This is a genomic window from Roseateles sp. GW821-FHT02E12 (assembly GCF_059421665.1).
The window spans coordinates 913,014-935,317 of record NZ_JBWKVK010000001.1; the positions used below are offsets into that span (position 1 = coordinate 913,014).

Genomic DNA, 22,304 nt, shown 5'->3' on the forward strand with positions numbered 1-22,304 from the left:
GTCGACCCTCAGGCGCGACCCGTGAAGCGAGCTCAGCGCGGCCGCATCCAGATGATGCAGCGCTGGGCGTCCAGGCCCGGGACGGCCAGTTGTTCCACGTGAAACACGTCCACGTCGGCGGGCAGGGCGGCGATTTCGTCGGCCGGGTGCTGGCCCTTCATGGCCATCCAGACGGCGCCTTCGGCCAGGTGCTGGCGGGTCAGGCTGGTGAAGTCGACCAGGGAGGCGAAGGCGCGGGACGTGATGACGCCGAAGGGCTCGGTCTTCAGTTGCTCGACGCGGCTGTGGACGCCGTGCAGATTGGGCAGCTTCAACTCGGCCGCCACCTGCTGGATGAAGGTGGCTTTCTTGGCGACGGCATCCACACAACTGACGTCGGTGCCGGGGAAGCAGATGGCGATGACGACACCCGGCAGGCCGCCGCCGGCGCCGACGTCCATCAGCCGGGCCGGCGCGCCGTGGCGCTTCAGCGGCGCGATGACGGACAGGCTGTCCACCAAGTGGTGGCTCAGCATCTGGGCCGGATCACGGACGGCGGTCAGGTTGTAGACCTTGTTCCACTTCTGCAGCAGGGCCAGGTAGGCCAGCAGCTGGTCGAGTTGGATGTCTGTGAGTTCGAGGCCGAGTTCGGTGGCTGCCGCTTGGAGTTGGTCCCTCATGCGGCTTCCGCCTCGGTGAAGCCCTTGAACTTGCCCTTTTTCAGGTGCACCAGCAGCAGTGAGATCGCCGCCGGCGTGATGCCGGAAATGCGCGAAGCCTGGCCCAGGGTCTCGGGCTTGTGCTTGTTCAGCTTCTGGCGCGCCTCGAAGGAGAGGGCGTGGACGAGGCCGTAGTCCAGCTCGTCGGGCAGCTTCAGGTGCTCGAAGTGGGCGGCGCGGGCGACGTCGTCGACCTGCTTGTTGATGTAGCCGGCGTACTTGGTGCTGATCTCGAGCTGCTCGGTGACGAGCGCAGCCAGCTCGTTACCCAGCTCGGCATTCAAGGTTTCACGTGAAACACCTGCCTCCGGGCGTGCAATCGAAGCGACTTCGGCAACGGTGTCGAAGACGACGCCCGGCCGGCGCAGCAGGTCCGCCAAGCTGTACTCACGCTCCAGCGCCTTGCCGACCAGACGTTCGGCGTCGGCCGCAGGCAGGATGCCGGGATGCACCCAGGTGCTCTTCAGCTTCTCGGTTTCACGTGAAACAGCATCGCGCTTGCGGTTGAAGGCGGCCCAGCGCTCGTCGTCGACCAGACCCAGCTGGCGGCCGGTCTCGGTCAAGCGGGCATCGGCGTTGTCCTCGCGCAGCTGCAGCCGGAACTCGGCGCGGCTGGTGAACATGCGGTAGGGCTCGGTCACGCCCTTGGTGATGAGGTCGTCCACCAGCACGCCCAGATAGGCCTGGTCACGAGCTGGCGTCCACGGGCCGTCGCCGCGCACCTGCAATGCAGCATTCAGGCCGGCGAACAAGCCCTGGGCCGCCGCCTCCTCGTAGCCGGTCGTGCCGTTGATCTGGCCGGCGAAGAACAGGCCCTGGATGACCTTGGTCTCGAAGCTGGCCTTCAGGCCGCGTGGGTCGAAGTAGTCGTATTCGATGGCATAGCCGGGGCGCAGGATGTCGGCGTTCTCCAGGCCCGGGATGCTGCGCACGGCGGCGAGCTGGATGTCGAAGGGCAGGGAGGTGGAGATGCCGTTGGGGTAGTACTCGTGCGTCGTCAGGCCCTCGGGCTCCAGGAAGATCTGGTGCGAGTCCTTGTCGGCAAAGCGATTCACCTTGTCTTCGATGCTCGGGCAGTAGCGCGGGCCTACCCCCTCGATGACGCCGGTGAACATCGGGCTGCGGTCGAAGCCGCTGCGGATGATCTCGTGCGTGCGCAGGTTGGTGTGCGTGATCCAGCAGGGCATCTGCTGCGGGTGCATCGCTGCCTTGCCCATGAAGCTGAACACGGGCACCGGGTCCAGGTCGCCGGGCTGGGCTTCGCACTTGCTGAAGTCGATGGTGCGGCCGTCGATGCGCGGCGGCGTGCCGGTCTTCAGCCGCCCCTGCGGCAGCTTCAGTTCCTTGAGCCGGGCCGACAGCGACACCGCCGGCGGGTCGCCTGCGCGGCCGGCGGCGTAGTTTTCGAGGCCCACATGGATGCGGCCGTCCAGGAAGGTGCCGGCCGTCAGCACGACGGCGCGGGCGCGGAAACGGATACCGGCCTGGGTGATGGCACCGACGACGCGGTCGCCTTCCACCATCAGGTCGTCCACCGCCTGCTGGAAGAGTTGCAGGTTGGGCTGGTTCTCCAGCATGCGGCGGATGGCGGCCTTGTAGAGGATGCGGTCGGCCTGGGCACGGGTGGCGCGCACGGCCGGGCCCTTGCTGCCATTGAGGATGCGGAACTGGATGCCGCCTTCATCGGTGGCCAGGGCCATCGCGCCGCCCAGGGCGTCGACCTCCTTGACGAGGTGGCCCTTGCCGATGCCGCCGATGCTGGGGTTGCAGCTCATCTGGCCCAGGGTCTCGATGTTGTGGGTCAGCAGCAGCGTCTGCGCGCCCATGCGGGCAGCAGCAAGCGCGGCCTCGGTGCCGGCATGGCCGCCACCGACGACGATGACATCGAATTCCTTGGGGTAGAGCATCTCGATCCTGGAAAGAACAGCTGCCCGCGCGAGCGCTCGGGCAAACCCGGAATTTTAAAGAGTGGCTGTGGATAAGTCATCCCATATGGCCTTGGCGCGCGGGCGCCCATGCCGCGATGGGCGCAATCCGAACGCTTGAAGCCGCGGGGAATGCAGATGGTCGCGCCGCGCAGGCGGTGGCGGGCGTTGCTGCCCACAATGCGGCACGTCTTGAAAGGACCCCATGCTTCCTCGCCATGTGTTTTTGTCGGCCTGCCTGGCCGCGTCCTGCAGCCTGCCGGCCTGGTCGCAAGGCTTGGCGGTGCGCTTCTATCCGGCGCAGGGCGTCCAGCCCTATGCCATCGACTCCGTGCGCGGGGTTCAAGGGGTGCTGGTGCAGAACATCGCCATCGCCAACGAGGGCAGCGTGCCCGTCACGCTGGATTCGGTGACGCTGGCCGTCAAGGGGCCTGGCACGCCGACCGACTCTCGATTGCTGGAAGCCGCGGACCTGGCCAAGAGCGCCGCCCGCGGCAAGCAGATGGCCGACGCCGGCATGATCGACCAGCTCGACTTCCAGTTCGGCGGCGCCACGCTGCTGGGGCCGAAACCGGTCTTCGCGGCCTCGGCGACGCTGGCTCCGGGCGAGACGCTGATGCTGGTGCAGCAGTTCCTCAGCTACCGCGGCAAGCGGCCGGCCGTCACGGTGCAGGTCGCGGGCCACGACGCCAGCCAGCAGGCGGTCAGTGCCGTCGCTTCGCTGCCCATCCTCAGCGGCGCCAAGAACAAGTATCGATTTCCACTCGCGGGCACCTGGTTCATCGGTGCCGGCCCGACCGCACACTCCCATCACCGCTGGGTGGTGCCGCAGGAATTCGCGCTCGACATCGCGCGCATCGGCGCGGGCGGGCTGAGCTATCGCGGCAAGGGCAGCCGGCTGGCGGACTACTTCGCCTACGGCGCTCCCGTGCTGGCGGCGGCCGACGGCATCGTGCGGGTCGCGCGCCAGGATGTGCCCGAATCCGTGGACGACCTGCGGCGCCCGGGCGAGGAGCAGGCCGCCTACCTCAAGCGCGTCGGCGTGCTGCAGGACAAGCGCATGGCCCAGGGCGAGGACGCCCTCATCGGCAACTATGTGCTGATCGAACATGCCCAGGGCGAGTCCAGCGTGTATGCCCACCTCAAGACGGCCAGCGTGCGCGTCAAGGTCGGCGACACCGTGCGCGCCGGCCAGGTCATCGGCCTGCTGGGCAGCAGTGGCAACTCCACCGAGCCGCATCTGCACTTCCATGTCTGCGACCGGCCGCTGGCGCTGCGCTGCGCGGGTGTGCCCGCGAGCTTCGACAACATCGAGCTGCCTTATGTGGATCAGTTGCGCGAACTGCAGACCGGGGACGTCGTCGTCACCAAGTGATCGCGTGCCTGGAAGGCAAAATTGCGGCTCTCCATGGAATGCCGCCCCCACTGCGCCGCCTGCTGCATCGCGCCCTCGATCAGCTCGCCCATCCCCGGCCACCCGAATGGCAAGCCGGCGGGTGTGCGCTGCCTGCAGCTCGACGACGATCTGCGCTGCCGCATTTTTGGGCAGCCCGAGCGCCCGGCCGTTTGCGGCTCGCTGCCTCCGCACGAGGAGATGTGTGGCGACAGCCGCGAGCAGGCGATGCGCTGGCTGGGCTGGATGGAGCGTGAGACGGCACCCGGCTAGGCCCTAAAGTCGGCCCCAAGCCGACTTCCCCGCCTGCCGCCATGACCGATCTGCAACGCCGCCTGCTGCTGCTGTCCTCCGCCGGTCTGGCCCTGCCCAGCCTGGCCGACACTCCCTGGCCCAGCCGCACCATCCGCCTGCTCGTGCCGTTCGCGCCAGGCGGCAGCAGCGAGATCGTCGCGCGCACCGTCGCGGCCGAGCTGACCAAGTCGCTCGGCCAGACCATGTACGTCGAGAACAAGCCCGGCGGCGCCGGCAACGTCGCCATGGCCGAGGTGGCCCGCGCGGAAGACCAGCACACGCTGGTGCTCGGCCACATCGGCACGCTGGCCGTGAACCCCTTCATCTTCGACAAGCTGCCCTACGACCCGATCAAGGACTTCCGGCCCGTGACGCTGCTGGCCAAGGTGCCCAGCCTCTATGTCGTCCACCCCGACGTGCCGGCCAAGACGCTGCAGGAGTTCGTCGCCTACGCGCGCAAGCGCCCGGGCCAGCTGAACTACGGCTCGGCCGGCAACGGCAGCGCCGGCCACCTGGCGATGGAATACCTGAAGATGGCCGCCAATATCTTCATGCTGCACGTGCCCTACCGCGGTACCGGCCCGCAGCTGACCGACCTGCTGGGCGGCCGGCTGGAAGCGGCGGCCGTGGGCGCGCCGGCCGTGCTGCAGTTCATCAAGGCCGGCAAGCTGCGCTGCCTGGCCACTGGCTCGCGCGAGCGGCTGCCCCAGTTGCCCGACGTGCCGACCGTGGCCGAGCAGGGCTTCCCGGGCTTCGAGATGACGCAGTGGTACGGGCTGCTGGCGCCGTCCAGCATGGCGCAAGCCTCGGTCGATAAGCTCGCGGTCGAGGCCGCCAAGGCCATCCGCTCGGTGGGCTCCAAGGAGCGCCTGGGCGCCGACTCGGCCGAGGCCGTGGGCAACACGCCGGCACAGTTCGCCGCCTTCATCGCGCAGGAACAGCAGCGCTGGAAGCCGGTTCTGCTGCGGGCCAAGGTCAAGCCGGACTGATCCCCGCATGACCGCCGTTACCGACACCGCCGTCCCGCCCGACAGCCTGCTGGGCCGCCTGGCCAGCGCCCGTGGGGCGTTTGCGGATGCCTACTCGTTGAAGCTGCCGGCCCGCGTCAACCTGGCCGATTTCGTCGAGGCGTTCTACACGACGCGGCTCTTCAAGCTGGAGCGCTGGATCATTGCGCGCACCGGTCGGCCGTCCAGCGATGCCGACGTCCGCGCGCTGGCGCGAGGCGAAGGCCAGCGCATGGCGGCCTGGACGGTCGAGGCCCGCGAGGGCGACGAGCTGCTGATGCACGAGGACAGCGGCGCCACGCGCTCGTGGTTCAGGGCCGAGGCGGGCGAGGGTGGTGGCACGACGCTGTGGTTCGGCTCGGCCGTCGTGCCGCGCCGCCGCGAGCCGGGCGGTGAGGCCCGCCTCGGCTGGATCTTTCACGCACTGATTGGCTTTCACCGCTGGTACTCGCGCGCACTGCTGGCCGCAGCCGCCCGGCAATTGGGGCGTTAGGACTTCGTGCCCTTGCCGCTGACTTTTTCCGTCACCGGCTGCTTCGTCGCCAGGTCTTCGATCCACGCCTCGCAGGCCTCGGCCGCGATGCGCCCCGCCACGCGGTAGGCCTTGCCGGCTACCGGTGTGAAGGCGATGTCGCCCTCCACGCGGCAGGTCGGGTTCTGCAGCGCCAGCAGCGGCGCCGCGTACTGCGTGACTGCCTGCAGCCGCACCCGGGCCGGGCGCGGTGGCACCTCGTTGCTCAGCGCCACCGGCTCCGTGCTGAAGCCGCGACCCTGGTTGGCCTGCAGCGTCGCGATGCTAGTGCTGAGCAATCGCCGCCCGTCCACCTGCGTCATCTCGAACACATGCACCAACTGGCCGTTCACCATGGCCGCCTGGTCGCTGACGTTCACGGTGGGGCCGACGTAGTCGTCCGGCGTGGCGGGCTGGAAGCCGCTGAAACTGGAGCAGCCCGCCAGCAGCAGGGCCGTCGTCGCCAGTGCGGCGGCCCTCATCGCGCCACCGCCGCGCGCATCGACCGCGCCACATAGGCCAGCGCCACGGCCGCCAGCGCGAAGCCGACGATGACGCCCGGCATCACCTGGCTCCAGCGCAGCGCCTCGCCCTTGAGCACGCTCATCATCAGCGTGTTCTGCGCAAGACCTGGCACCCAGAAATACCAAGGCGCTTCGCCGCCCGGGTTCAGCAGGCTGACCATGGGCATCAGCGTGACCGCCGTGATGACCAGGGTGCTGCTGGCCTGGGCCTCCTTGAAGGTCTTGGAGCGGATGGCCATGGCCATCAGCAGCGCCGACAGGCCGGCCGCGAGCGGGATCTGCAGCAGCCAGAAGGCCAGCACCTCGGGCCCGCCGAAGCTGAACTGGGCCTGCAGCACGTCGCTCTTCAGCAGCCACTGTGCCGGCACGAAGCTCAAGGAGGACAGCAGCGCCACGGCCATGCCCAGCAGCGCCACGGCGCCCCATTTGCCGGCCACGATGGCGCCGTGCGGCGCGGGGTTCATCAGCAGCGGCTCCAGCGAGCCACGCTCGCGTTCGCCGGCCGTGCTGTCCAGCGCCGCAGTCAGCGCGCCGTAGAGCACGGCCATGATGATGAACATCGGGATGATGCCGGTCAGCCGCGCGGCGCGAGCCTGGGCGCTGGCGAGGTCGCGCTCCTGCACGTCCACGGGTTCCAGCAGTTCGGTGGACACGCCGCGCATCGCCAGGTTGAGCGACGAGCGCTCGCGGTTGAAGCCCCACAGCAGGCCCTTGATGGGGCCTATGCCGGCATTGGCCCGCTGGTTGGCGCTGTCGCTGACGACCTCCACCGTGGGCGTCTCGCCGGCCAGCAGCTTGGCCTCGAAGTCCTTGGGCACGACGAGCACCGGCTCCAGCAGCGTCGTCGCACGCAGCCGCGCTTCGTAGTCCTCGGGCGCGGCCTTGAGCGTGTAGGTCTGGCGCTCGATGTAGTTCTTCAGCGTCGGCGCGGCCTCGATGCCCACGGCCAGCACCTCGCGCCGGTCGGCGCGCTCCTCCAGCGACGCGATCAGGCCGGACAGCGCCATCAGCAACAGCGGGCCCATCAGCAGCGCGGGAATCATGAGGCGCAGCAGCGTGCGGCGGTCCCGCAGCGCGTCGCCCAACTCTTTGACAAAGACGATCAGGGCTTGCTTCACGCGGCCACCTCTTCAGGAAATGCGAGCTTGACGAAGGCGTCCTCGAAGCGGGATTCGCCGGCCAGTTGCAGCAGGTCGGGCACGCTGCCGTGCGCGACGCTGCGCCCCTTGGACACGACGACGACCTCGTCGCAGAGCTGCTCCACCTCTTGCATGATGTGCGTGGAGAAGACGATGCACTTGGCGCCGCCCGCGGGGCTTTTCAGCCAGCGCAGGGCTTCCCGCAAGGCGCGCGTGGCCAGCACGTCCAGGCCGTTGGTGGGCTCGTCCAGCACGATGTTGGCGGGGTCGTGCACCAGCGCGCGTGCCAGCGCCGTCTTCATGCGCTCGCCCTGGCTGAAGCCGTCGGCGCGGCGGTCCAGGATGCTGCCCATGTCGAGCAGCTGGGCCAGCGTCTCGGCGCGCGCGTTCGCGGCGTCGGTGCTCATGCCCTGCAGGCGGCCGTAGTAGACGATGTTCTCGCGCGCCGACAGCCGCGGGTACAGGCCATGCGCGTCGCCGAGGATGCCCATTCGGGACAGGGCCTTCAGCGGCGCGTCCTTGACCGCGATGCCGTCGACCGTGATGTGGCCCGAGTCCGGTGGGAACAGCCCAGCCAGCATGCGCAGCGTCGTTGTCTTGCCGGCGCCGTTGGCGCCCAGCAGGCCGGTGATGCGGCCGTTGGCGGCCTTCACGGTGACGCCTTGCACCGCGTGCACGACCCGCTTGGCCCCGCGCTTGAACAGGCTGCCGCCGCTCTGGGCGATGAACTGCTTGTGAACGTCCTGGATCTCGATCATTGGGCCGTCCCTCCATGGACAGGCTGAACGGGTTGGAAAGCGGCAGGGCGCGGAATGCGCGTGGCGCAGGCGGTGTCCTGGGGCAGGGCCGCCGCATCCGCCTTGGCGTCGATGAAGCGGAACACGAGGTCGCGCATGCAGCCCACAGGCATGACGCCATGGCCGGCCTCGGCGACGACGACATGCTGCACGCGTTCCGGGTGGCCTTCGCCCAAGGCCTTGGCGACATGCTCGCCGTGGCGTGGCGGCGTGGCGGGGTCGGCGCCGCCGCTCAGCACGAGGACGGGGCTCGGCGCGGGCGGGATCTTGTAGAAGTCCGCCGCCACGTCACCGCGAGGCCAGGCCTTGCAGACGCGGGCGTACATCTCGGCATCGGTGGTCCGGAAATCGGCGCCCGGCGCGTCCTTGGATTCGCCGATGCGGGGTGCATCCTCGGCGCAGACGACCGAGAAATGCATGCCCATCGCCAGGCGCATGGCCGGGCTGCTGCCGAAGGCCGTGCTGAGGCCGAAGAGGCCGGCGAAGTTGCCGTCGTTGGCGGCCGCCTGGATGGCCGCCGGCAGCGCGGCGGCCAGGGCCGGCTGGTACAGCGGCATGCGCACCGCGCGCAGCAGCAGGTCGCGCTCCACGGTGAAGCGCTCGGGCACGCCCGTCAGCGGCTGCTGCACGGTGACCTGGCGCGGCAGCGAGGCGAGCAGCTTCTGCCAGTCGGCGCGCAGAGTGGGGTAGGTCTTGGCGTTGGCCTCGATCAGCTTGTCCAGCGCGGCCTGGCCGTCGGTGGAGAAGCTGGCGGGCAGGATCATGTCCGGCGGTGCCACGCCGTCGATGACGCTGCGGCGCACCTTGGTCGGGAACAGGCGCAGGTACTCCACGGCGGCACGCGTGCCGTAGCTCGCGCCGATGAGGTTCCACTGCGGCACGCCCAGCTGTTCACGCACGGCGTCCATGTCCTGCATGGCGAGGGTCGTCGTGAAGAAGCGCAGGCCGCCGTCCTTGCCATAGGGCAGTTTCTCCAGCGTGGCTCGGCAGGTGTCGATGCGGCGCGCCTGTGCGGCGCTGTCCAGCTGCTCGGTGATGGGCAGCTTGCTGTCGTCGGGGCAGTCCAGCGGCGCCGACTTGCCGGTGCCGCGCTGGTCGATGAAGACGAGGTCGCGGCGGTTGTTCAAGCGTGACAGGCGCGGCAGCACGCGCGAAGCCACCTTGATCGCGCTCTGACCAGGGCCGCCGGCCAGCAGCAGCACGGCGTCGGGCTGCTTGTTGCGCGCCAGCGCCGGCACGACGAGGTAGTGGATGTCGACCTTCACGCCGTCCGGCCGGGCCGGGTCCAGCGGGCGCTGCAGGCTGCCGCATTGCAGCTCGTTGGGAATGCCGTCGATGCGGCAGGGCTTGAGCGGCGCGGCTGCGTGAGCCGGCAGCGCAGCGAGTACGAACGCGACTGAAAGGGCGGCGGCGAGCACACAGGCGCGCCGGGCGGGGAAGGGCATGGCAGGGCTCCAGGGATCGGATGGCTGCGAGTATCCGGGCCGTCGGGCCGCGCCCTCACGGTGCGGGTGACGGCTGGCAGTTCGGCGCGTTGAATGGCACCTGACGCGTGATGAATGGCGGCGTATGCTGGCGCCGCTCTTCAGCCAGCCACCGTCCACGGAAGCCAGCCATGACACTTTGCCCCATCGCCATCGTTGCCAGCTGCGCCAAGTGCCCGGCCTACAAGGTCTGCCCACTGAAGACTGTCATCGGTGACGTGCCCAAGGCGCCGCCGGCCAAGACCGCCAAGGCGCGCAAGAAGTGACGGCCGGCGCCCTCGAATGCAACCCCACTGCGGCATCCGCGCCGCGATGAAAGGCTGAGCGTGCAGACACTCGACGAGATGCGCGACCGCTGCCTGCTCACTGACGAGCAGCATGCCGAGATCGGTGCCTGGGTCAGCCAGGCGCGCACCCCCGAGGCCATCCTGGCCATGCCCGAGGGGCTGTGGCGCACACTGGAACTGGCCAGCGTGCTGATGGATGTGGATGCCGACCTGCGGCGCGAGCCGCTGTTGTCGGACTTCTAGCCCGCCGCCAGCGCCCCGGCCATGACGAGGGCCAGCAGGCCCAGGCCGATGATCACCCAGTGCAGCATGGCCAGCAGGCCGGCGCGCAGCAGGGTGGTCCACCAGCTGGCCGCGTGCACCCGCTTCAGGGCCACCACCGGGTAGATGTTGGACCAGGCCCAGACGGCGAACGCCACCACGCCCCAGGGCAGCAGCACGGCCACCAGCAGCATGCCGTACCAGGCGGCATGCAGATGCATCGCGAAGACGAAGTGCGCGCCGTACGGCTGGCGCCAGAACAGCAGCTTGAGCAGGCCGGCGAAGAAGGGCAGCGAGCACAGCACGGCATAGGGCGCCAGCCCGAGCATCGTGGCGCCCATCGCGTGGGCCGCTGCCTTGGGGTCGGCGCGCCAGTTGTCCTGGGCGCGGTGCACCCGGGCCTGCATGCCGGTCGGCAGCTGCGCGGTCAGGTCCTCGCTCAGCACCACGGGATTGCCGTTGGTGTGCTTCCTGGCCCGCTTTGAGGCCGCCGCCGAGGCTGCGCTCGATGCCGGCGCGGACACGGCCACGTCGTCGGTGGCGGCCTCGTCGGCGTCCAGCACATTCGCGCCGCCGCCAGAAAACTTCAGCGCCAGGAAGAACAACAGGCCCAGCGTCAGGATGAGGCGCAGCGGCAGCACATAGCGCTGCTTGCGCCCGGCCAGGTACTCGCGGGTCAGGAAGCCCGGGCGCGCCATCAGGCCCCACAGGCTCTTCCACAGCGTGCCCTCGACGGCGATGTAGTGGCTGACGAATTCGTGCACGAATTCGAACAGCGACGGCGGGTGGTTGGCCGTGTCCTGGCCGCACTGGCTGCAGAAGCGCGCGCCGGGCGCCAGCGCGGTGCCGCAGTTCAGGCAGGCGGTCGAAGCGCCGTGGCCCTCGCCGGCGTGGGCACCGCCGCCGGCGGCCAGGCTGGCGAGATCGGCCGAGGCCACCACCGCCGCCACACCCCCGGGCACGCCGCCCAGCAGTCCATCGTCCATGGGCTCAGGCCTTCTTGGCGGCGGGCTTCATCAGCCCTTCGCAGGCTGACCTGGCCTTGGCGTCGCTGGCGTCCAGCTTGCTGCAGACGCCGTCGACCTGCGTCTTGAGCCGGCCCACCACGGCGGCCTGGGCCGGCGTCTGGTTCCAGCCCGCGAGCAGGCTGGCCACCTTCTTCAGCGAACGCTCGCTGCGCTCGTAGAAGGCGCCGGAATCCTTCTCGGCCTCGCTGAAGAGCTGGGCCGCGGCCTTCTCGATGCGCGGTGTGTCTTCAGGCGACAGCTCCACCAGCGCGCCGAGGTAGGTCGTGCCCCACTGCAGGCGCGTGGCCGGGCCCTCGCTCTTGCTGAAGGCCTCCTCGTACCAGCGCAGCGCGTCCGCCTTCTTGCCCTGCTTCTTGGCGTTGCCACCGAGTTGGCTCATCAGGTAGTAGGGCGAGTGGCTGCGGGCCAGGGCCGACTTCAGCAGCTCGTCGCTCTCCTTCCACAGCCCCGCGCGGCCCAGCAGATGGGCAGCCTCGGTGACCACGGCCTGGCGCTCGTAGCCGTCGGTGATCTCGCGGTTGGCCTTGCCGGCCTGGTCGCGGGCTTCGGTCAGCAGCGCAGCGGGAATCTTGGTCGGATGCGGGTCGTCCTTGGCCGAGTCCAGGCGGGCCAGGTCGATGCGGCCCTGCAGCGCGTTCAGGCGGTCGGCGCGCGACAGTGTTGTGTCTTCGTTGAGGCGCTTGAGCGCCGTGTCGAACTCGGCGACGAGGGCGTTGCGCGCCTCGCCCGGCTGCGGCGTCAGCGCCTTGACGAGATCGGGCGCTTCGTTGGTCAGCACGTCCATCTGCGCGCGGGACTGGGCGGCGTCCGTCAGCACGGCGCGCAGGCGCGGCAGCTGAGCGGCGTCCGCCGTCTTGCCCTCGGCCATCGCGCCGATGGACTTCAGCCACAGCCGCGTGGTGGTCTCGGCGTCCACGCCTTCGCTGGCCTTGGCCAGCTGGGTCAGCGTGGCGGCGCGCTGGTCCACCGGCAGCAATTGCTGTTCGTCCGTCTCCCAGCCGTAGAAGCCCAGCAGCCGCCATTCGTTGGCGCCGAGCTTCTTGCCCGCCTTGGCGTCGGCCAGCACGGCCTTCACCGGGCGGCCGCTGGACAGGCCCAGCTGCAGCACCTTCATGACCTGGGCTGCGTCGGCCTCGCCGGGCAGGCGGGTGATCTCGCTGCCGGCCGGGTTGAACAGGATCATGGTCGGGTAGCCACGCACCTTGAAGCGCGTGCCCAGCTTCTGCGCGCCGGGCGCGTCGCCGTCGATGCCCACCGCCACGAAGGCCTTGCTCTGCTCGATGAAGTCCGCGCGGTTGAACAGCGTGACCTTGAGCTGGTTGCAGGGCGGGCACCACTTGGCGCCCCAGTACAGCAGCACCGGCTTCTTCTCGGCCTTGGCCTGGACGAAGTAGCGGTCGATGTCGGCATCGGCCGCGGCGGCCTGCCAGGACACGCCCGGACCGGTGGCGGCGTGGGCGGGGTTGCAGCTCAGGGTGAGGGCAAGCGCAAGCGTCGAGAAGAGGGGTAGCAGCTTCATGGCAGGCGACGAAATGGGGTGGCGTGATTGTCCTAGGCTTTGCAGCGCGCCACGCGCGATCGCCGAATGGGCTTATGAGCGGGCCGCATGAGCCTTGGCGGATGCGTTCATAGGGAGGGTGCCGGCGGGCGCCCCTGCCTAGACTCGCGTGGGTCATTTCAGGGGAAGCCCATGAAAACCATCGCCGCCGCCGTCCTCGCCCTGTTGCTGGCACCCGCCTTCGCCGCGGGCCCGAACCTGGTCGTCAACGGCAGCTTCGAGGCCGATGCGGCCAACCCGGGCAGTTGGCTGATCGTGCCGACGCTGACCGGCTGGGCCGGCGCGCCGGACATCGAGGTACAGAACAACTTCGAGGGCAACGTCTCCCAGGACGGCATCTATCACGTGGAGCTGGACACCTTCGGCAACAGCGCGATGAGCCAGACCATTGCCGCCACGGGCTGGGTCGAGCTGAGCTTCTGGTATTCGCCGCGCACGAATGTGGCGGCGGGGTCGAACACCCTGAGCTACAGCCTGGGTTCGCTGTCGGGCACCCTGCTCGACAACGTGGCCGGCGGCTCGACGACGCAGTGGCAGCACTTCTCGGCCACGGTGGACTTGGGGCAAAGCGGCAGCGCCCTGCTGCGCTTTGCGGCCCTGGGTGTGTCCGACCAGTACGGCGGCCTGATCGACAACGTGTCCGTCACCGCCGTGCCCGAGCCCGCGAGCGGCTGGCTGGCGCTGGCCGGTGGCGCGGCGCTGGCGGGCTGGCTGCGCGGGCGCCGCGCGGCCCGCTGAGTTCAGGGCGCCGCCTCGGGCGTGCCGAGCACGCGGCAGGCGAGGTCGGTGTCCATGTACTCGGTCACTTCCTTGAGCCGGCCGGCCTGCAGGCGGAACACCATGCAGTAGTGGTTGTCGTAGGCCTCGCCGGCGTGCGTCTGCACCTCGCCCTGGCATTGCACGACGACATGGTCGCCATCGGCGATGAAGCGCTGGGCGCGGCTGCGGTAGCGCGTGGCAAAGCGCTGGAAGAGCGGCTGCAGCAGCTGCCCGCGCACCACGTCGCGGCCGGCCCAGCGGCGCGACCAGGGCGACACGCCGGCAATGGTCCAGCTGAAGTCCTCGTCCATCGCGGCGACGAAGGGGGCGCCGTCGCCATCGGCCAGGGCGGCGTAGATGGACTGCAGCAGGGCCTTGTTGGCGGCGGTGGAGGTGTCGGTCATGGCTTGCTCCTCGGGTTGAGCGGGTCGCGTGCAGGGCGTTGGCCGGTGGCGATCCAGTCGTCGTAGAAATCCAGCTTGTGGTCCAGCGCGGTCAGGGCTTCCTGCCAGCGGGAGATGGTGGCCAGCACGTCGGCCCGGTGAGCGGCCAGCATGTCGCGGCGCGCGGCCAGGCTCTTGCGGCCTTGCGTGACGAGCTCGGTGTAGCGGCGCATCTCGGCGATGGACATGCCGGTCGTGCGCAGCCTCTCCATCAGTTCGAGCCAGGCGACGTGCTGCTCGCGGTAGCGCCGCCGGCCGCCTGCGTCGCGCGCCACGCCCGGCACCAGGCCCTGGGCCTCGTACCAGCGGATCGCGTGGACGGACTTGCCGCAGCGCGCGGCGAGCGCGCCGATCAGCAGCAGGGGAGGGTCGTCTCGGGGTGCCATGGAGGCATTGGACGACCTAGAGTGCACTCGAAGTCAAGGACCCGTTTCATGAGCAGCCCCCGACTCGATCTCGCCCTTGCCCAGCTGCGCGCCGCGGCCCGCCCGGATCAGCTCGACGCGATGGCGCGCTTCGGCCTGACCGGCGACGGGCGCCTCGGCCTGGCGGTGCCGACGCTGCGCGCGCTGGCGCGCGAGTTCAAGCGCGACCACGCGTTGGCCCTGGCGCTGTGGGACACCGGCATCCCGGACGCACAGATCCTCGCCGGCATGGTGGCCGAGCCGGCCCGGCTGACGGTCGAGCAGATGGACCACTGGGTGGCTGGCATGCGCGCCTGGGATGTCTGCGACCAGGCCTGCACCAACGCCTTCGTGAAGAGCCCGCTGGCCTGGGAGGCCATCCCGCGCTGGGTGGCGCGCGAGGCCGAGTTCGAGAAACGTGCCGGTTTCACGCTGCTGGCGGTGGCCGCGGTGCACCAGAAGACGCGGCCGGATGGCGACTTCCTGGCGCGTCTGCCCCTCATCGAAGCCGCAGCCGACGACGAGCGCAACTTCGTCAAGAAGGCCGTGAACTGGGCGCTGCGCCAGATCGGCAAACGCAGCGAGGGCCTACGTGAGCTTGCGCTCACTGTGGCGGAGCGCTTGTGTCAGCGCAGCGAGAAGTCGGCACGCTGGATTGGCAGCGATGCCCGCCGCGAGCTGAGCCGCGCCGGCTCCTAGCTGCCCAGCTGCTCTTCGATGGAGCGGGTTTTCTCGTTCGGCGAGTCGCCGCTGTGCAGCGTCGTCTTGCGCTCGATCAGCATCAGCAGGCACTCGGCCTCGGCAACGGGGCAGTGCTCCACGCCGCGCGGCACGACGAACATCTGGCCGGCCTCCAGCGTCACGGCGCCGTCGCGCAGCTCAATGCGCAGCCGGCCACGCAGGATGTGGAAGAGCTCGTCCTCGTCCGGATGGCGGTGCCAGCCGAAGGTTCCCTGCACCTTGGCCACCTTGACGTAGTTGTCGTCGAAGGCGCCGACGACGCGCGGCGACCAGAGCTCGGTCAGGCTGGCGGCGACGTCGATGGGGCTGGTCGCAGTGATGGGGGCGGTGGGCATGGGTGGGCTCCTGGCAGGCGCGCCAGCCTAGCTCAGCCGGTCCGGATCGGCTTCGATGGGGCATAAATTGACTCCGACCCCATTTTGTATCCCTCTTCGGAGGGAGAGGCGGGGGATGCGCCATGCCGGCATCCCCCCTCGCTCCACCCTCCGGGTGATGTCCGAAAAAAGGCCCGGCGCCGATGCTGACGGCATGGCGTTGAACACGACGCCGCCCCTTCAAAAAACGGAGCCCATCATGCAATTCTTCAACTCCTCGCAATCGCCCTGGTCCAACTCCAAACTGCCCCTGCCCCTGCCGATGCCCACTCGGGCGCGCACCGGGCTCAAGTCGGAAATCTGCGGCTGGTACGACTCCAGCTTCGACCTGGCCACCGGCCTTGAAGTCTCGGAGCAGGACAACGACACCCTGTACCAGCTCTGGGAACTCTCCCAGAACTGAGCCGGGCTACAGCGTGCAGGCCAGTTTCGTGCCCTGCAGGATGGCCCGCTTGGCGTCCAGCTCGCCAGCTTCCAGCGCGCCGCCGATCAGGTGCACGTTGACGCCCGCCGCCTTCAAAGGCGCCTCCAGCTCGCGCAGCGGCTCCTGCCCCGCGCACAGCACGATGGTGTCGGCCTCGATCAACTGGGCGTCTGCCCGCTTCTCGCCGTAGCTGACCCACAGCCCCTCGGGCGTGATCTGCTCGTAGTTGACGCTGGCCAGCATGTCGACGTTCTTCATCTTCAGCGCCGCGCGGTGGATCCAGCCCGTCGTCTTGCCCAGGCCCGCGCCGGGCTTGCCGGCCTTGCGCTGCAGCAGCGTGATCTGGCGCGTGGGCGCCTCGGGCGCTGGGCGCAGCAGGCCGGCGCGCACTTGCTCCGGGTCACCCACACCCCAGTGGCGGCGCCAGGCGGCCGGGTCCAGCGTCAGCGAATGGCCCGCCTCCAGCAGGTACTCGGCCACGTCGAAACCGATGCCGCCCGCGCCGACGATGGCCACGCGCGCGCCCACCGGCTTCTCGTGCCTCAGCACATCGATATAGCTCAGCACCTGGCCGCGTTCTGCGCCCTCCGCCTGGCCCTTGATCTTCGGATCGCGCGCGCTGACGCCGGTGGCCAGCAGCACCTCGTCGAAGCCCTTCAATTCCTCGGCCGAGACCCGACAGTTCAATTTCAGGTCGATGCCGGTGATCTCGATGCGGCGGCGGAAGTAGCGCAGCGTCTCGCTGAACTCCTCCTTGCCCGGGATGCGCCGCGCCATGTTGAACTGGCCGCCGATCTCGGCGGCTGCGTCGAACAGCGTCACCGCGTGGCCGCGCTCGGCCAGCGTCGTCGCCGCGGCCAGGCCCGCCGGGCCGGCGCCCACCACGGCGATGCGCTTCTTCGCGCCATTCACCGGCTTGATCACGATCTCCTGCTCGTAGGCCGCGCGGGGGTTCACGAGGCAGGTGGAGATCTTTTGGGCGAAGGTGTGATCCAGGCAGGCCTGGTTGCAGGCGATGCAGGTGTTGATCTCGTCCGCCCTGCCCTGGCGAGCCTTCTTGACGAACTCCGAGTCGGCCAGGAAGGGCCGCGCCATCGACACCATGTCCGCGCTGCCATCGGCCAGCACGCCCTCCGCCACTTCGGGCGTGTTGATGCGGTTGCTGGTGATCAGCGGCGTCGTGATGCCCTCGGCGCGCAACTGGGCGCGCACCTTGGCCGTCACCCACGCGAAGCCCGCGCGAGGCACGCTGGTCGCGATGGTCGGGATGCGCGCCTCGTGCCAGCCGATGCCGGTGTTGATGATGGTCGCTCCGCCCTTGGCCACGCGCCGCGCCAGCTCCAGCACTTCCTCCCAGCTGCTGCCGTTGGGCACCAGGTCCAGCATCGACAGGCGGTAGATGATGATGAAGTCCGGCCCCACGGCCTCGCGCATGCGTGCCAGGATCTCCAGCGGTAGGCGCATGCGGTTCTCGTAGGAGCCGCCCCATTCATCGGTGCGCTGGTTGGTGTGTTCCACCAGGAACTGGTTGATGAAGTAACCCTCGGAGCCCATCACCTCCACGCCGTCGTAGCCGGCCTCGCGAGCCAGCTTGGCGCAGCGGATGAAGGCGCGGATCTGCCGCTCGATGCCGCGGGCACCCAGCTCGCGCGGCGTGAACGGGCTGATCGGGCTCTGGATGCGCGACGGCGCCACGCACAGCGGCGAGTAGCCGTAGCGGCCCGTGTGCAGGATCTGCAGCGCGATCTTGCCGCCCTCGGCGTGCACGGCGTCCGTGATGATCTTGTGCCGCCGCGCCGCGCCGCTCGTGGCGAGCGTGCCGGCAAACGGCTTGGCCCAGCCCTCGATGTTGGGCGCGAAGCCACCCGTCACGATCAACCCCACCTCGCCCCTGGCCCGCTCCGCGAAGAACACGGCCATGCGCTCGAAATGCTTGCGCCCGTCCTCCAGGCCCGTGTGCATGCTGCCCATCAGCACGCGGTTCTTCAGCGTCGTGAAGCCGAGGTCCAGGGGCGCGAGGAGGTGGGGATAGTTCATGCGGCGGATGCTAACCAGGGCCGCCCCACAAGAATTGGAGTGTTCTCCTCACCCCGGCGGCCAGTTCGCAGCAACAGTTCTTCACCGGCCGCTAGATGGTGGCAATGGCGGGATCGCTGGCTTGGGTTCTAATCGCGAGTCCGCGTTCTTGGCCGCACTCTTGTCAATGAGTGCCCGGCGGTTTGGTTTTTTCGGAGAGTTATCGATGCGATTCACCCCCTGGGCCACTCGGCTGGTCCTGACGCTGAGCCTGTCGGCCACTGCATTCCTGACCGCCTGCGGCGGCGGCGGCGGCGGCGACAGCAACACCCAAGTGCGCCTGCTCAATGCCACGCGTTCCTACGCCCAGCTGGATCTGGTGGTCAACGACAAGACCATCAACAGCAAGATCGCCTACGCCACCGCCGGCGAATACGGCAGCGTGGACACCAATGCCACGGCAACCAAGGTGACCACCAGCGAAGTGGGCACCAGCGTGTCGGCCACGACGCCCACGCTCACCTCGGGCACCAACTACACCTTCATCACCTACGGCTTCGCCGGTGCCGTGCGCACCACGCTGCTGCAGGAAGGCGAAGTGGCGCCCGAAGCCGGCAAGGCCAAGCTGCTGGTGCTGAACCTGGCCCCGGACGCCGGTGCGCTGGACATCTTCGTGACGACCGCCACCGAGTCGATCGACACGGCCACGCCGCTGACGACGAATCTGCAGGGCGGCGCGGGTAGCGGCTACATCGGCCTGAACTCGGGCACCTTCCGCGTGCGCGTGACCGGCTACAACAAGCGCACCGACCTGCGCCTGGACATCCCGGCCGTCACGCTGGACACGGCCAGCGTCAACACGCTGATCCTGACGGCTTCCGATGGCGGCGTGCTCGTCAACGGCATCAGCCTGGTCCAGAAGGGCGCCGTCAAGAACTTCGTCAACACCCAGAGCCGCGTGCGCACCGTCGCTGCACTGACGGCTGCCGGTACGGTGGCTTCGAGCATCAACGGCCAGGCCATGTTCAGCTCGGCCGCCATCAGCCCGCTGATCAGCGAGTACGTGACCACCGCCTCCGGTGCCAGCACGCTGACGGCTACCGTCAACGGCGCTGCGGTCACCTTCCCGGCCCCGACGCTGACGGCCGGCAAGGACTACACGCTGCTGGTCTGGGGCGACGGTGCCGCGCCCAAGATCTCCGTGCTCGACGACGACAACCGCCTGCCCACCGTCAGTGGCAACGTGAAGGTCCGCCTCGTCAACGCGCTGCCGACCGTCAGCTCGTCGCTGAACGTGGACTTCAGCGCGATCGCGTCCAACGTGTCGCCCGGTGCGACCTCGGTGCCCAACAGCATCTCGTCGACCACCAGCTCGCAGGTGGACGTCACGGTGCCGACGTCGGCCACGGCGATCTACACCAACGCCACGCTGGCCTTCCCGGCCAACAGCGTCTGGACCTTCTTCGCGGTGCCCAGCGCTACCGCTGCCCAAGGCATGACCGCCCTGCCCAAGCGCGAGCGTCCGTAAGCTCCGGCTTGCGCCTCTCGCAAAGCCCCCGTGCCCACCGGCCGGGGGCTTTTTTCTTGTCCTGCCGCGGCGAAGATCGCGCCATGCCCGCGCCCAACCGCATCCATCTGCAACGCCTGCGCCTGCTCTGGCGCAGCGCCGGCTGGCCCAGCCAGGATCTCGTCGAGGTCGAGCTGCTCGCCGCCGGCTGGGTCGAGCGCCTGCAGGAGCCGGGCGGCCGCGAGCGTCTGCGCGTGACCGATGCCGGCGTGGCCCTCATCGCCGCCTCGCTCACCCGCAACCGCGCCGCTCGTGATGCGCACGAGACGCTGGTCGAGCGCGTTGCCGTCGAGATGCAGCGCGCCGGCCGCATCGCCTGGCGCGGCCTCGCGCTGCGTGCCGGGCTGCCTGGTGAAGAGGGCAAAACGCTGTGGGTCAACGCCATGCCCGACGTCTATTCCATCCGCCACAGCACGGTGGAGGACTACCTCGAACCCGCCATCCACGAGATCAAGGTGAGCCGCAGTGACCTGCTCGGCGAGCTGCGCCGCCCGGCCAAGTCCGCCGCCTACCGTGCGCTGTGTGGCCAGTGCTGGTTCGTCATCAAGGCCGGCATTGCCGAGCCCGACGAGATCCCGCCCGAGTACGGCGTGCTGATCGGCCACGACAAGCACCTCGAACTCGCCCGCCCAGCGCCCAAGCGGGCCTGCAAGCCCGACTTCGCGACCTGGATGGCCCTGGCGCGCGCCACGCCGCTGGTGCCGCCTGAGGATCCACAATCGCCACTCTGACCCCCGCTCGCCATGGCCGCGCCCAACAAGACCGTCCCGACCGACGCCGATGTCGAAGCGCACTTCGCGGCCCAGCCCGAGGCGCGCGCGGCCGACTGCCGCCAGCTCGCCGCAGTGATGCAGCGCACCAGTGGCCACCCGCCGCGCATGTGGGGCCGCATGGTCGGCTTCGGCCACCACCACTACGTCTACGACAGCGGCCGCGAGGGCGACATCTTCGAGATCGGCTTCGCCAGCGGCGCGGGCGGCAAGGGCGACATCAGCCTCTACCTCAACGTCGGCTGCATGCCCGCCGAACGCGAGGCGCTGCTGGCCCGGCTCGGCAAGCACCGTCAGGGCAAGGGCTGTGTCTACGTGAAGCGCCTGGCCGACGTGGACCTCGGCGTGCTCGAGGAGCTCTGCATGGCGGCACTCCGGGAGCGGCGCGCATGAGCCCCGCACGGCCGCCCGAAGGGGTTCATTCCCAGCGCGCAGCGCGAAGGGGGCACCCGTGAGCGCTCCCCTGCTCGACATGAACTGCCCGCGCTGCGGCGGCGGCTTCGAGTGCGGCGTCAACGCCGGCCATTGCGCCTGCTTCGGCATCCGCCTGACCGACACGCTGCGTGCCGAGCTGGCCGCGAAGTACAGCGGTTGCCTGTGCCTGACCTGCCTGCGCGAGCTGATCGAGGCCGACGCACGTCAGCCCGTGATCGGCTCCGCCAGCGCTTCGGACTGACCGGCGGCCGCCACCTCGGCCAGGTAGCCGGCCAGCCGGGCCGTGTCGCAATGCACCGTCAGCGCGCTGACGCGGCCCCAGCGCAGCTCGAACTCGTGCATACCGACATTGCTGCCCTCGGCGCCGCCCGGTAGCCGGAAAGCGTCGCGCCAGGCCACGACGGCGCGCGTGCGCCAGGGCCAGCCGCTGACCCACACGCCGCCCACCTCGAAGCGCAGCCCCGGCAGCAGGCGCTGCAGCCGGCCGTACCAGCGCGTTGTTGCTGCCAGGCTGCGGCGCTCGCCGCCCAGGGCGTGCGCGCCGACCATGCAGTGGCGGTGCGCGGCGGCGAACTGCGCCGGGATGCCGTCGTAGCGCCCCGCGTTCAGATCGGCAAAAGCCGCCAGCAGCTTGCGGCGAACGATGGCGTGATACATGGCGTGCTCCTCGTTGGCGGGTGCATCCACGTGCGCCCTCAGACCTGATCTTGACGGTGTCAAGATCAACGCAGTATCCACCTTGATCTTGCGCGTGGCAAGATCGAGCGCATGCCCAAGGTCGCTACCCCTCGTTCGCTTGCCTCGCCCGCCTCGGCGGCCAAAGCCAAGCCTGCCACCGAGCGCCCGCCGCGCCCGCGCGCCAAGCCGGCCGGCACCTACCACCACGGCGATCTGCGCGAGACCCTGCTGGACGCCGCCGAGGCGTTGTTGGCCCAGCGCGGTGCCGAAGCCTTGAGTCTGCGCGACGTCGCCCGCGGCGCTGGCGTGTCGCATGCGGCGCCGTATCACCACTTCGCCGGCCTGCCCGAGCTGTTGGCGGCGCTGGCCGAGCGCAGCTTCCAGCAGCTCGGTGCAGCCATGCAGGCGGGCGTCGACGCCCACCCGGCCGATGCGCGCGAGCAGCTGCTGGCCATCGCCGCGGCCTATGTCGACTTCGCGCGGCGCCGGCCGGCACGCTTCCGGTTGATGTTCGGCCCCGTGCTGGCCTCGCGCAGCCGCCACCCAGGCCTGGACCGCGCGGCCGAGGCATCGTTTCGCGTGCTGCTCGACGCAGCCACCCGCTTCGACGCCGCTGCTGGCCCGCTGATCGCGCTGACCGGCTGGAGCCTGGCCCACGGCCTGTCGCACTTGAGCCTGGATTCGGCCTTCGCCGGCCTGCCTCTGGCGGGCCCCTTGCCCGAGCCCGTGGAGCTGGTGCGGCTGATGAGCGCCAAGGTCTTGGGGGCTTAGGCATGATGTCTGGCAA

Annotated in this window: 27 protein-coding genes; 14 read left to right on the forward strand and 13 right to left on the reverse strand. The window is 69.6% G+C overall.

The window, feature by feature from the left end:
* Positions 1-32: 32 nt before the first annotated feature.
* Positions 33-659, reverse strand: coding sequence for a 16S rRNA (guanine(527)-N(7))-methyltransferase RsmG (gene rsmG, locus AC07V5_RS04295; RefSeq protein ID WP_495114376.1), 627 nt, complete (start codon positions 657-659; stop codon positions 33-35).
* Positions 656-2,605 (reverse strand): tRNA uridine-5-carboxymethylaminomethyl(34) synthesis enzyme MnmG, encoded by a 1,950-nt coding sequence (mnmG, locus tag AC07V5_RS04300; RefSeq protein WP_495114377.1) that lies wholly within the window; start codon positions 2,603-2,605, stop codon positions 656-658. The genes rsmG and mnmG overlap by 4 nt, the downstream gene beginning before the upstream one ends.
* Before the next feature lie 223 nt (positions 2,606-2,828).
* Between mnmG and AC07V5_RS04305 the strand changes: the two genes are divergently transcribed.
* Genes AC07V5_RS04305 through AC07V5_RS04320 form a run of 4 tightly spaced genes read left to right on the forward strand, consistent with a single transcriptional unit; the run spans position 2,829 to position 5,810 of the window.
* Entirely contained in the window at positions 2,829-3,998 is a 1,170-nt protein-coding gene (locus AC07V5_RS04305) for a M23 family metallopeptidase (RefSeq protein WP_495114378.1), read from the forward strand.
* A 33-nt stretch (positions 3,999-4,031) separates the two neighbouring features.
* Positions 4,032-4,289 carry a YkgJ family cysteine cluster protein gene (locus tag AC07V5_RS04310; protein WP_495114379.1) on the forward strand — a complete coding sequence of 86 codons (258 nt, stop codon included), beginning with the start codon at positions 4,032-4,034 and terminating at the stop codon, positions 4,287-4,289.
* 41 nt (positions 4,290-4,330) lie between these two features.
* Positions 4,331-5,299: a Bug family tripartite tricarboxylate transporter substrate binding protein gene (locus tag AC07V5_RS04315; RefSeq protein ID WP_495114380.1), complete on the forward strand. Its 969-nt coding sequence runs from the start codon at positions 4,331-4,333 to the stop codon at positions 5,297-5,299.
* A gap of 7 nt (positions 5,300-5,306) precedes the next feature.
* The gene (locus AC07V5_RS04320) at positions 5,307-5,810 is read left to right on the forward strand and encodes a hypothetical protein (RefSeq protein ID WP_495114381.1); all 504 of its coding nucleotides are present in this window, start codon (positions 5,307-5,309) and stop codon (positions 5,808-5,810) included.
* Here AC07V5_RS04320 and AC07V5_RS04325 read toward each other — a convergent pair.
* The 4 genes from AC07V5_RS04325 to AC07V5_RS04340 are packed head-to-tail and all read right to left on the reverse strand — an operon-like array spanning position 5,807 to position 9,733.
* Complete coding sequence (locus AC07V5_RS04325) at positions 5,807-6,310, reverse strand: hypothetical protein (protein ID WP_495114382.1); 504 nt, start codon at positions 6,308-6,310, stop codon at positions 5,807-5,809. The genes AC07V5_RS04320 and AC07V5_RS04325 overlap by 4 nt on opposite strands.
* Entirely contained in the window at positions 6,307-7,470 is a 1,164-nt protein-coding gene (locus tag AC07V5_RS04330; protein WP_495114383.1) for an ABC transporter permease, read from the reverse strand. Before AC07V5_RS04330 ends, AC07V5_RS04325 begins: the two co-directional genes overlap by 4 nt.
* On the reverse strand, positions 7,467-8,249 hold the full coding sequence (locus AC07V5_RS04335; protein ID WP_495114384.1) for an ABC transporter ATP-binding protein: 783 nt from the start codon (positions 8,247-8,249) through the stop codon (positions 7,467-7,469). Before AC07V5_RS04335 ends, AC07V5_RS04330 begins: the two co-directional genes overlap by 4 nt.
* Complete coding sequence (locus AC07V5_RS04340; RefSeq protein ID WP_495114385.1) at positions 8,246-9,733, reverse strand: alpha/beta hydrolase; 1,488 nt, start codon at positions 9,731-9,733, stop codon at positions 8,246-8,248. Before AC07V5_RS04340 ends, AC07V5_RS04335 begins: the two co-directional genes overlap by 4 nt.
* Positions 9,734-9,903: 170 nt before the next feature.
* Here AC07V5_RS04340 and AC07V5_RS04345 point away from each other — a divergent pair, with 170 nt between their 5' ends.
* Both AC07V5_RS04345 and AC07V5_RS04350 read left to right on the forward strand, forming a co-directional pair.
* Positions 9,904-10,038 carry a hypothetical protein gene (locus tag AC07V5_RS04345; protein ID WP_495114386.1) on the forward strand — a complete coding sequence of 45 codons (135 nt, stop codon included), beginning with the start codon at positions 9,904-9,906 and terminating at the stop codon, positions 10,036-10,038.
* Positions 10,039-10,098: 60 nt separating this feature from the next.
* Positions 10,099-10,302 (forward strand): hypothetical protein, encoded by a 204-nt coding sequence (locus tag AC07V5_RS04350; protein WP_495114387.1) that lies wholly within the window; start codon positions 10,099-10,101, stop codon positions 10,300-10,302.
* Here the strand turns inward: AC07V5_RS04350 and AC07V5_RS04355 are convergent.
* A complete protein-coding gene (locus tag AC07V5_RS04355; protein WP_495114388.1) occupies positions 10,299-11,306 on the reverse strand; it encodes a DUF3667 domain-containing protein in 1,008 nt (335 codons plus the stop codon). The genes AC07V5_RS04350 and AC07V5_RS04355 overlap by 4 nt on opposite strands.
* Positions 11,307-11,310: 4 nt before the next feature.
* Positions 11,311-12,867, reverse strand: a complete 1,557-nt coding sequence (locus AC07V5_RS04360; protein WP_495114389.1) for a thioredoxin family protein — start codon at positions 12,865-12,867, stop codon at positions 11,311-11,313.
* Positions 12,868-13,038: 171 nt separating this feature from the next.
* Here AC07V5_RS04360 and AC07V5_RS04365 point away from each other — a divergent pair, with 171 nt between their 5' ends.
* Complete coding sequence (locus AC07V5_RS04365) at positions 13,039-13,644, forward strand: hypothetical protein (protein WP_495114390.1); 606 nt, start codon at positions 13,039-13,041, stop codon at positions 13,642-13,644.
* 2 nt (positions 13,645-13,646) lie between these two features.
* On the opposite strand, the gene AC07V5_RS04370 is transcribed toward AC07V5_RS04365, so the two are convergent.
* Together AC07V5_RS04370 and AC07V5_RS04375 are read right to left on the reverse strand one after the other, a co-directional pair.
* Positions 13,647-14,069, reverse strand: a complete 423-nt coding sequence (locus AC07V5_RS04370; RefSeq protein WP_495114391.1) for a nuclear transport factor 2 family protein — start codon at positions 14,067-14,069, stop codon at positions 13,647-13,649.
* A complete protein-coding gene (locus AC07V5_RS04375) occupies positions 14,066-14,494 on the reverse strand; it encodes a MerR family transcriptional regulator (protein WP_495114392.1) in 429 nt (142 codons plus the stop codon). The genes AC07V5_RS04370 and AC07V5_RS04375 overlap by 4 nt, the downstream gene beginning before the upstream one ends.
* 48 nt (positions 14,495-14,542) lie before the next feature.
* Between AC07V5_RS04375 and AC07V5_RS04380 the strand changes: the two genes are divergently transcribed.
* Positions 14,543-15,211, forward strand: coding sequence for a DNA alkylation repair protein (locus tag AC07V5_RS04380; RefSeq protein ID WP_495114393.1), 669 nt, complete (start codon positions 14,543-14,545; stop codon positions 15,209-15,211).
* Here AC07V5_RS04380 and AC07V5_RS04385 read toward each other — a convergent pair.
* Positions 15,208-15,588: a cupin domain-containing protein gene (locus AC07V5_RS04385; RefSeq protein WP_495114394.1), complete on the reverse strand. Its 381-nt coding sequence runs from the start codon at positions 15,586-15,588 to the stop codon at positions 15,208-15,210. The genes AC07V5_RS04380 and AC07V5_RS04385 overlap by 4 nt on opposite strands.
* 238 nt (positions 15,589-15,826) lie before the next feature.
* On the opposite strand from AC07V5_RS04385, the gene AC07V5_RS04390 reads away from it, so the two are divergent.
* On the forward strand, positions 15,827-16,030 hold the full coding sequence (locus AC07V5_RS04390; RefSeq protein WP_495114395.1) for a hypothetical protein: 204 nt from the start codon (positions 15,827-15,829) through the stop codon (positions 16,028-16,030).
* A 6-nt stretch (positions 16,031-16,036) separates the two neighbouring features.
* Here AC07V5_RS04390 and AC07V5_RS04395 read toward each other — a convergent pair whose 3' ends face one another.
* Positions 16,037-18,088, reverse strand: a complete 2,052-nt coding sequence (locus tag AC07V5_RS04395; protein WP_495114396.1) for an oxidoreductase — start codon at positions 18,086-18,088, stop codon at positions 16,037-16,039.
* 205 nt (positions 18,089-18,293) lie between these two features.
* Between AC07V5_RS04395 and AC07V5_RS04400 the strand changes: the two genes are divergently transcribed.
* The 4 genes from AC07V5_RS04400 (at position 18,294) to AC07V5_RS04415 (ending at position 21,080) form a co-directional block, all read left to right on the forward strand.
* Positions 18,294-19,595, forward strand: a complete 1,302-nt coding sequence (locus AC07V5_RS04400; RefSeq protein ID WP_495114397.1) for a DUF4397 domain-containing protein — start codon at positions 18,294-18,296, stop codon at positions 19,593-19,595.
* A gap of 83 nt (positions 19,596-19,678) precedes the next feature.
* Entirely contained in the window at positions 19,679-20,365 is a 687-nt protein-coding gene (locus AC07V5_RS04405; RefSeq protein ID WP_495114398.1) for a hypothetical protein, read from the forward strand.
* A 12-nt stretch (positions 20,366-20,377) separates the two neighbouring features.
* Entirely contained in the window at positions 20,378-20,797 is a 420-nt protein-coding gene (locus tag AC07V5_RS04410) for a DUF1801 domain-containing protein (RefSeq protein ID WP_495114399.1), read from the forward strand.
* Between the two features lie 58 nt (positions 20,798-20,855).
* Positions 20,856-21,080 (forward strand): cysteine-rich CWC family protein, encoded by a 225-nt coding sequence (locus AC07V5_RS04415; protein WP_495114400.1) that lies wholly within the window; start codon positions 20,856-20,858, stop codon positions 21,078-21,080.
* Here AC07V5_RS04415 and AC07V5_RS04420 read toward each other — a convergent pair.
* Positions 21,044-21,526 carry a nuclear transport factor 2 family protein gene (locus AC07V5_RS04420; RefSeq protein WP_495114401.1) on the reverse strand — a complete coding sequence of 161 codons (483 nt, stop codon included), beginning with the start codon at positions 21,524-21,526 and terminating at the stop codon, positions 21,044-21,046. The two genes, AC07V5_RS04415 and AC07V5_RS04420, sit on opposite strands and share 37 nt — an antisense overlap.
* An 81-nt stretch (positions 21,527-21,607) precedes the next feature.
* Here AC07V5_RS04420 and AC07V5_RS04425 point away from each other — a divergent pair, with 81 nt between their 5' ends.
* A complete protein-coding gene (locus AC07V5_RS04425) occupies positions 21,608-22,288 on the forward strand; it encodes a TetR/AcrR family transcriptional regulator (RefSeq protein ID WP_495114402.1) in 681 nt (226 codons plus the stop codon).
* Positions 22,289-22,304 lie beyond the last annotated feature (16 nt).

Coding starts and splice junctions, on each gene's coding strand:
- AC07V5_RS04375 (WP_495114392.1), bottom strand. CDS start 14,494: ATGGCACCCCGAGACGACCCTCCCCTGCTGCTGATCGGCGCGCTCGCC.
- AC07V5_RS04400 (WP_495114397.1), top strand. CDS start 18,294: ATGCGATTCACCCCCTGGGCCACTCGGCTGGTCCTGACGCTGAGCCTG.
- AC07V5_RS04380 (WP_495114393.1), top strand. CDS start 14,543: ATGAGCAGCCCCCGACTCGATCTCGCCCTTGCCCAGCTGCGCGCCGCG.
- AC07V5_RS04395 (WP_495114396.1), bottom strand. CDS start 18,088: ATGAACTATCCCCACCTCCTCGCGCCCCTGGACCTCGGCTTCACGACG.
- AC07V5_RS04315 (WP_495114380.1), top strand. CDS start 4,331: ATGACCGATCTGCAACGCCGCCTGCTGCTGCTGTCCTCCGCCGGTCTG.
- AC07V5_RS04410 (WP_495114399.1), top strand. CDS start 20,378: ATGGCCGCGCCCAACAAGACCGTCCCGACCGACGCCGATGTCGAAGCG.
- AC07V5_RS04320 (WP_495114381.1), top strand. CDS start 5,307: ATGACCGCCGTTACCGACACCGCCGTCCCGCCCGACAGCCTGCTGGGC.
- AC07V5_RS04390 (WP_495114395.1), top strand. CDS start 15,827: ATGCAATTCTTCAACTCCTCGCAATCGCCCTGGTCCAACTCCAAACTG.
- AC07V5_RS04370 (WP_495114391.1), bottom strand. CDS start 14,069: ATGACCGACACCTCCACCGCCGCCAACAAGGCCCTGCTGCAGTCCATC.
- mnmG (WP_495114377.1), bottom strand. CDS start 2,605: ATGCTCTACCCCAAGGAATTCGATGTCATCGTCGTCGGTGGCGGCCAT.
- AC07V5_RS04425 (WP_495114402.1), top strand. CDS start 21,608: ATGCCCAAGGTCGCTACCCCTCGTTCGCTTGCCTCGCCCGCCTCGGCG.
- AC07V5_RS04365 (WP_495114390.1), top strand. CDS start 13,039: ATGAAAACCATCGCCGCCGCCGTCCTCGCCCTGTTGCTGGCACCCGCC.
- AC07V5_RS04345 (WP_495114386.1), top strand. CDS start 9,904: ATGACACTTTGCCCCATCGCCATCGTTGCCAGCTGCGCCAAGTGCCCG.
- AC07V5_RS04405 (WP_495114398.1), top strand. CDS start 19,679: ATGCCCGCGCCCAACCGCATCCATCTGCAACGCCTGCGCCTGCTCTGG.
- AC07V5_RS04340 (WP_495114385.1), bottom strand. CDS start 9,733: ATGCCCTTCCCCGCCCGGCGCGCCTGTGTGCTCGCCGCCGCCCTTTCA.
- AC07V5_RS04310 (WP_495114379.1), top strand. CDS start 4,032: ATGGAATGCCGCCCCCACTGCGCCGCCTGCTGCATCGCGCCCTCGATC.
- AC07V5_RS04305 (WP_495114378.1), top strand. CDS start 2,829: ATGCTTCCTCGCCATGTGTTTTTGTCGGCCTGCCTGGCCGCGTCCTGC.
- AC07V5_RS04325 (WP_495114382.1), bottom strand. CDS start 6,310: ATGAGGGCCGCCGCACTGGCGACGACGGCCCTGCTGCTGGCGGGCTGC.
- rsmG (WP_495114376.1), bottom strand. CDS start 659: ATGAGGGACCAACTCCAAGCGGCAGCCACCGAACTCGGCCTCGAACTC.
- AC07V5_RS04355 (WP_495114388.1), bottom strand. CDS start 11,306: ATGGACGATGGACTGCTGGGCGGCGTGCCCGGGGGTGTGGCGGCGGTG.
- AC07V5_RS04360 (WP_495114389.1), bottom strand. CDS start 12,867: ATGAAGCTGCTACCCCTCTTCTCGACGCTTGCGCTTGCCCTCACCCTG.
- AC07V5_RS04385 (WP_495114394.1), bottom strand. CDS start 15,588: ATGCCCACCGCCCCCATCACTGCGACCAGCCCCATCGACGTCGCCGCC.
- AC07V5_RS04335 (WP_495114384.1), bottom strand. CDS start 8,249: ATGATCGAGATCCAGGACGTTCACAAGCAGTTCATCGCCCAGAGCGGC.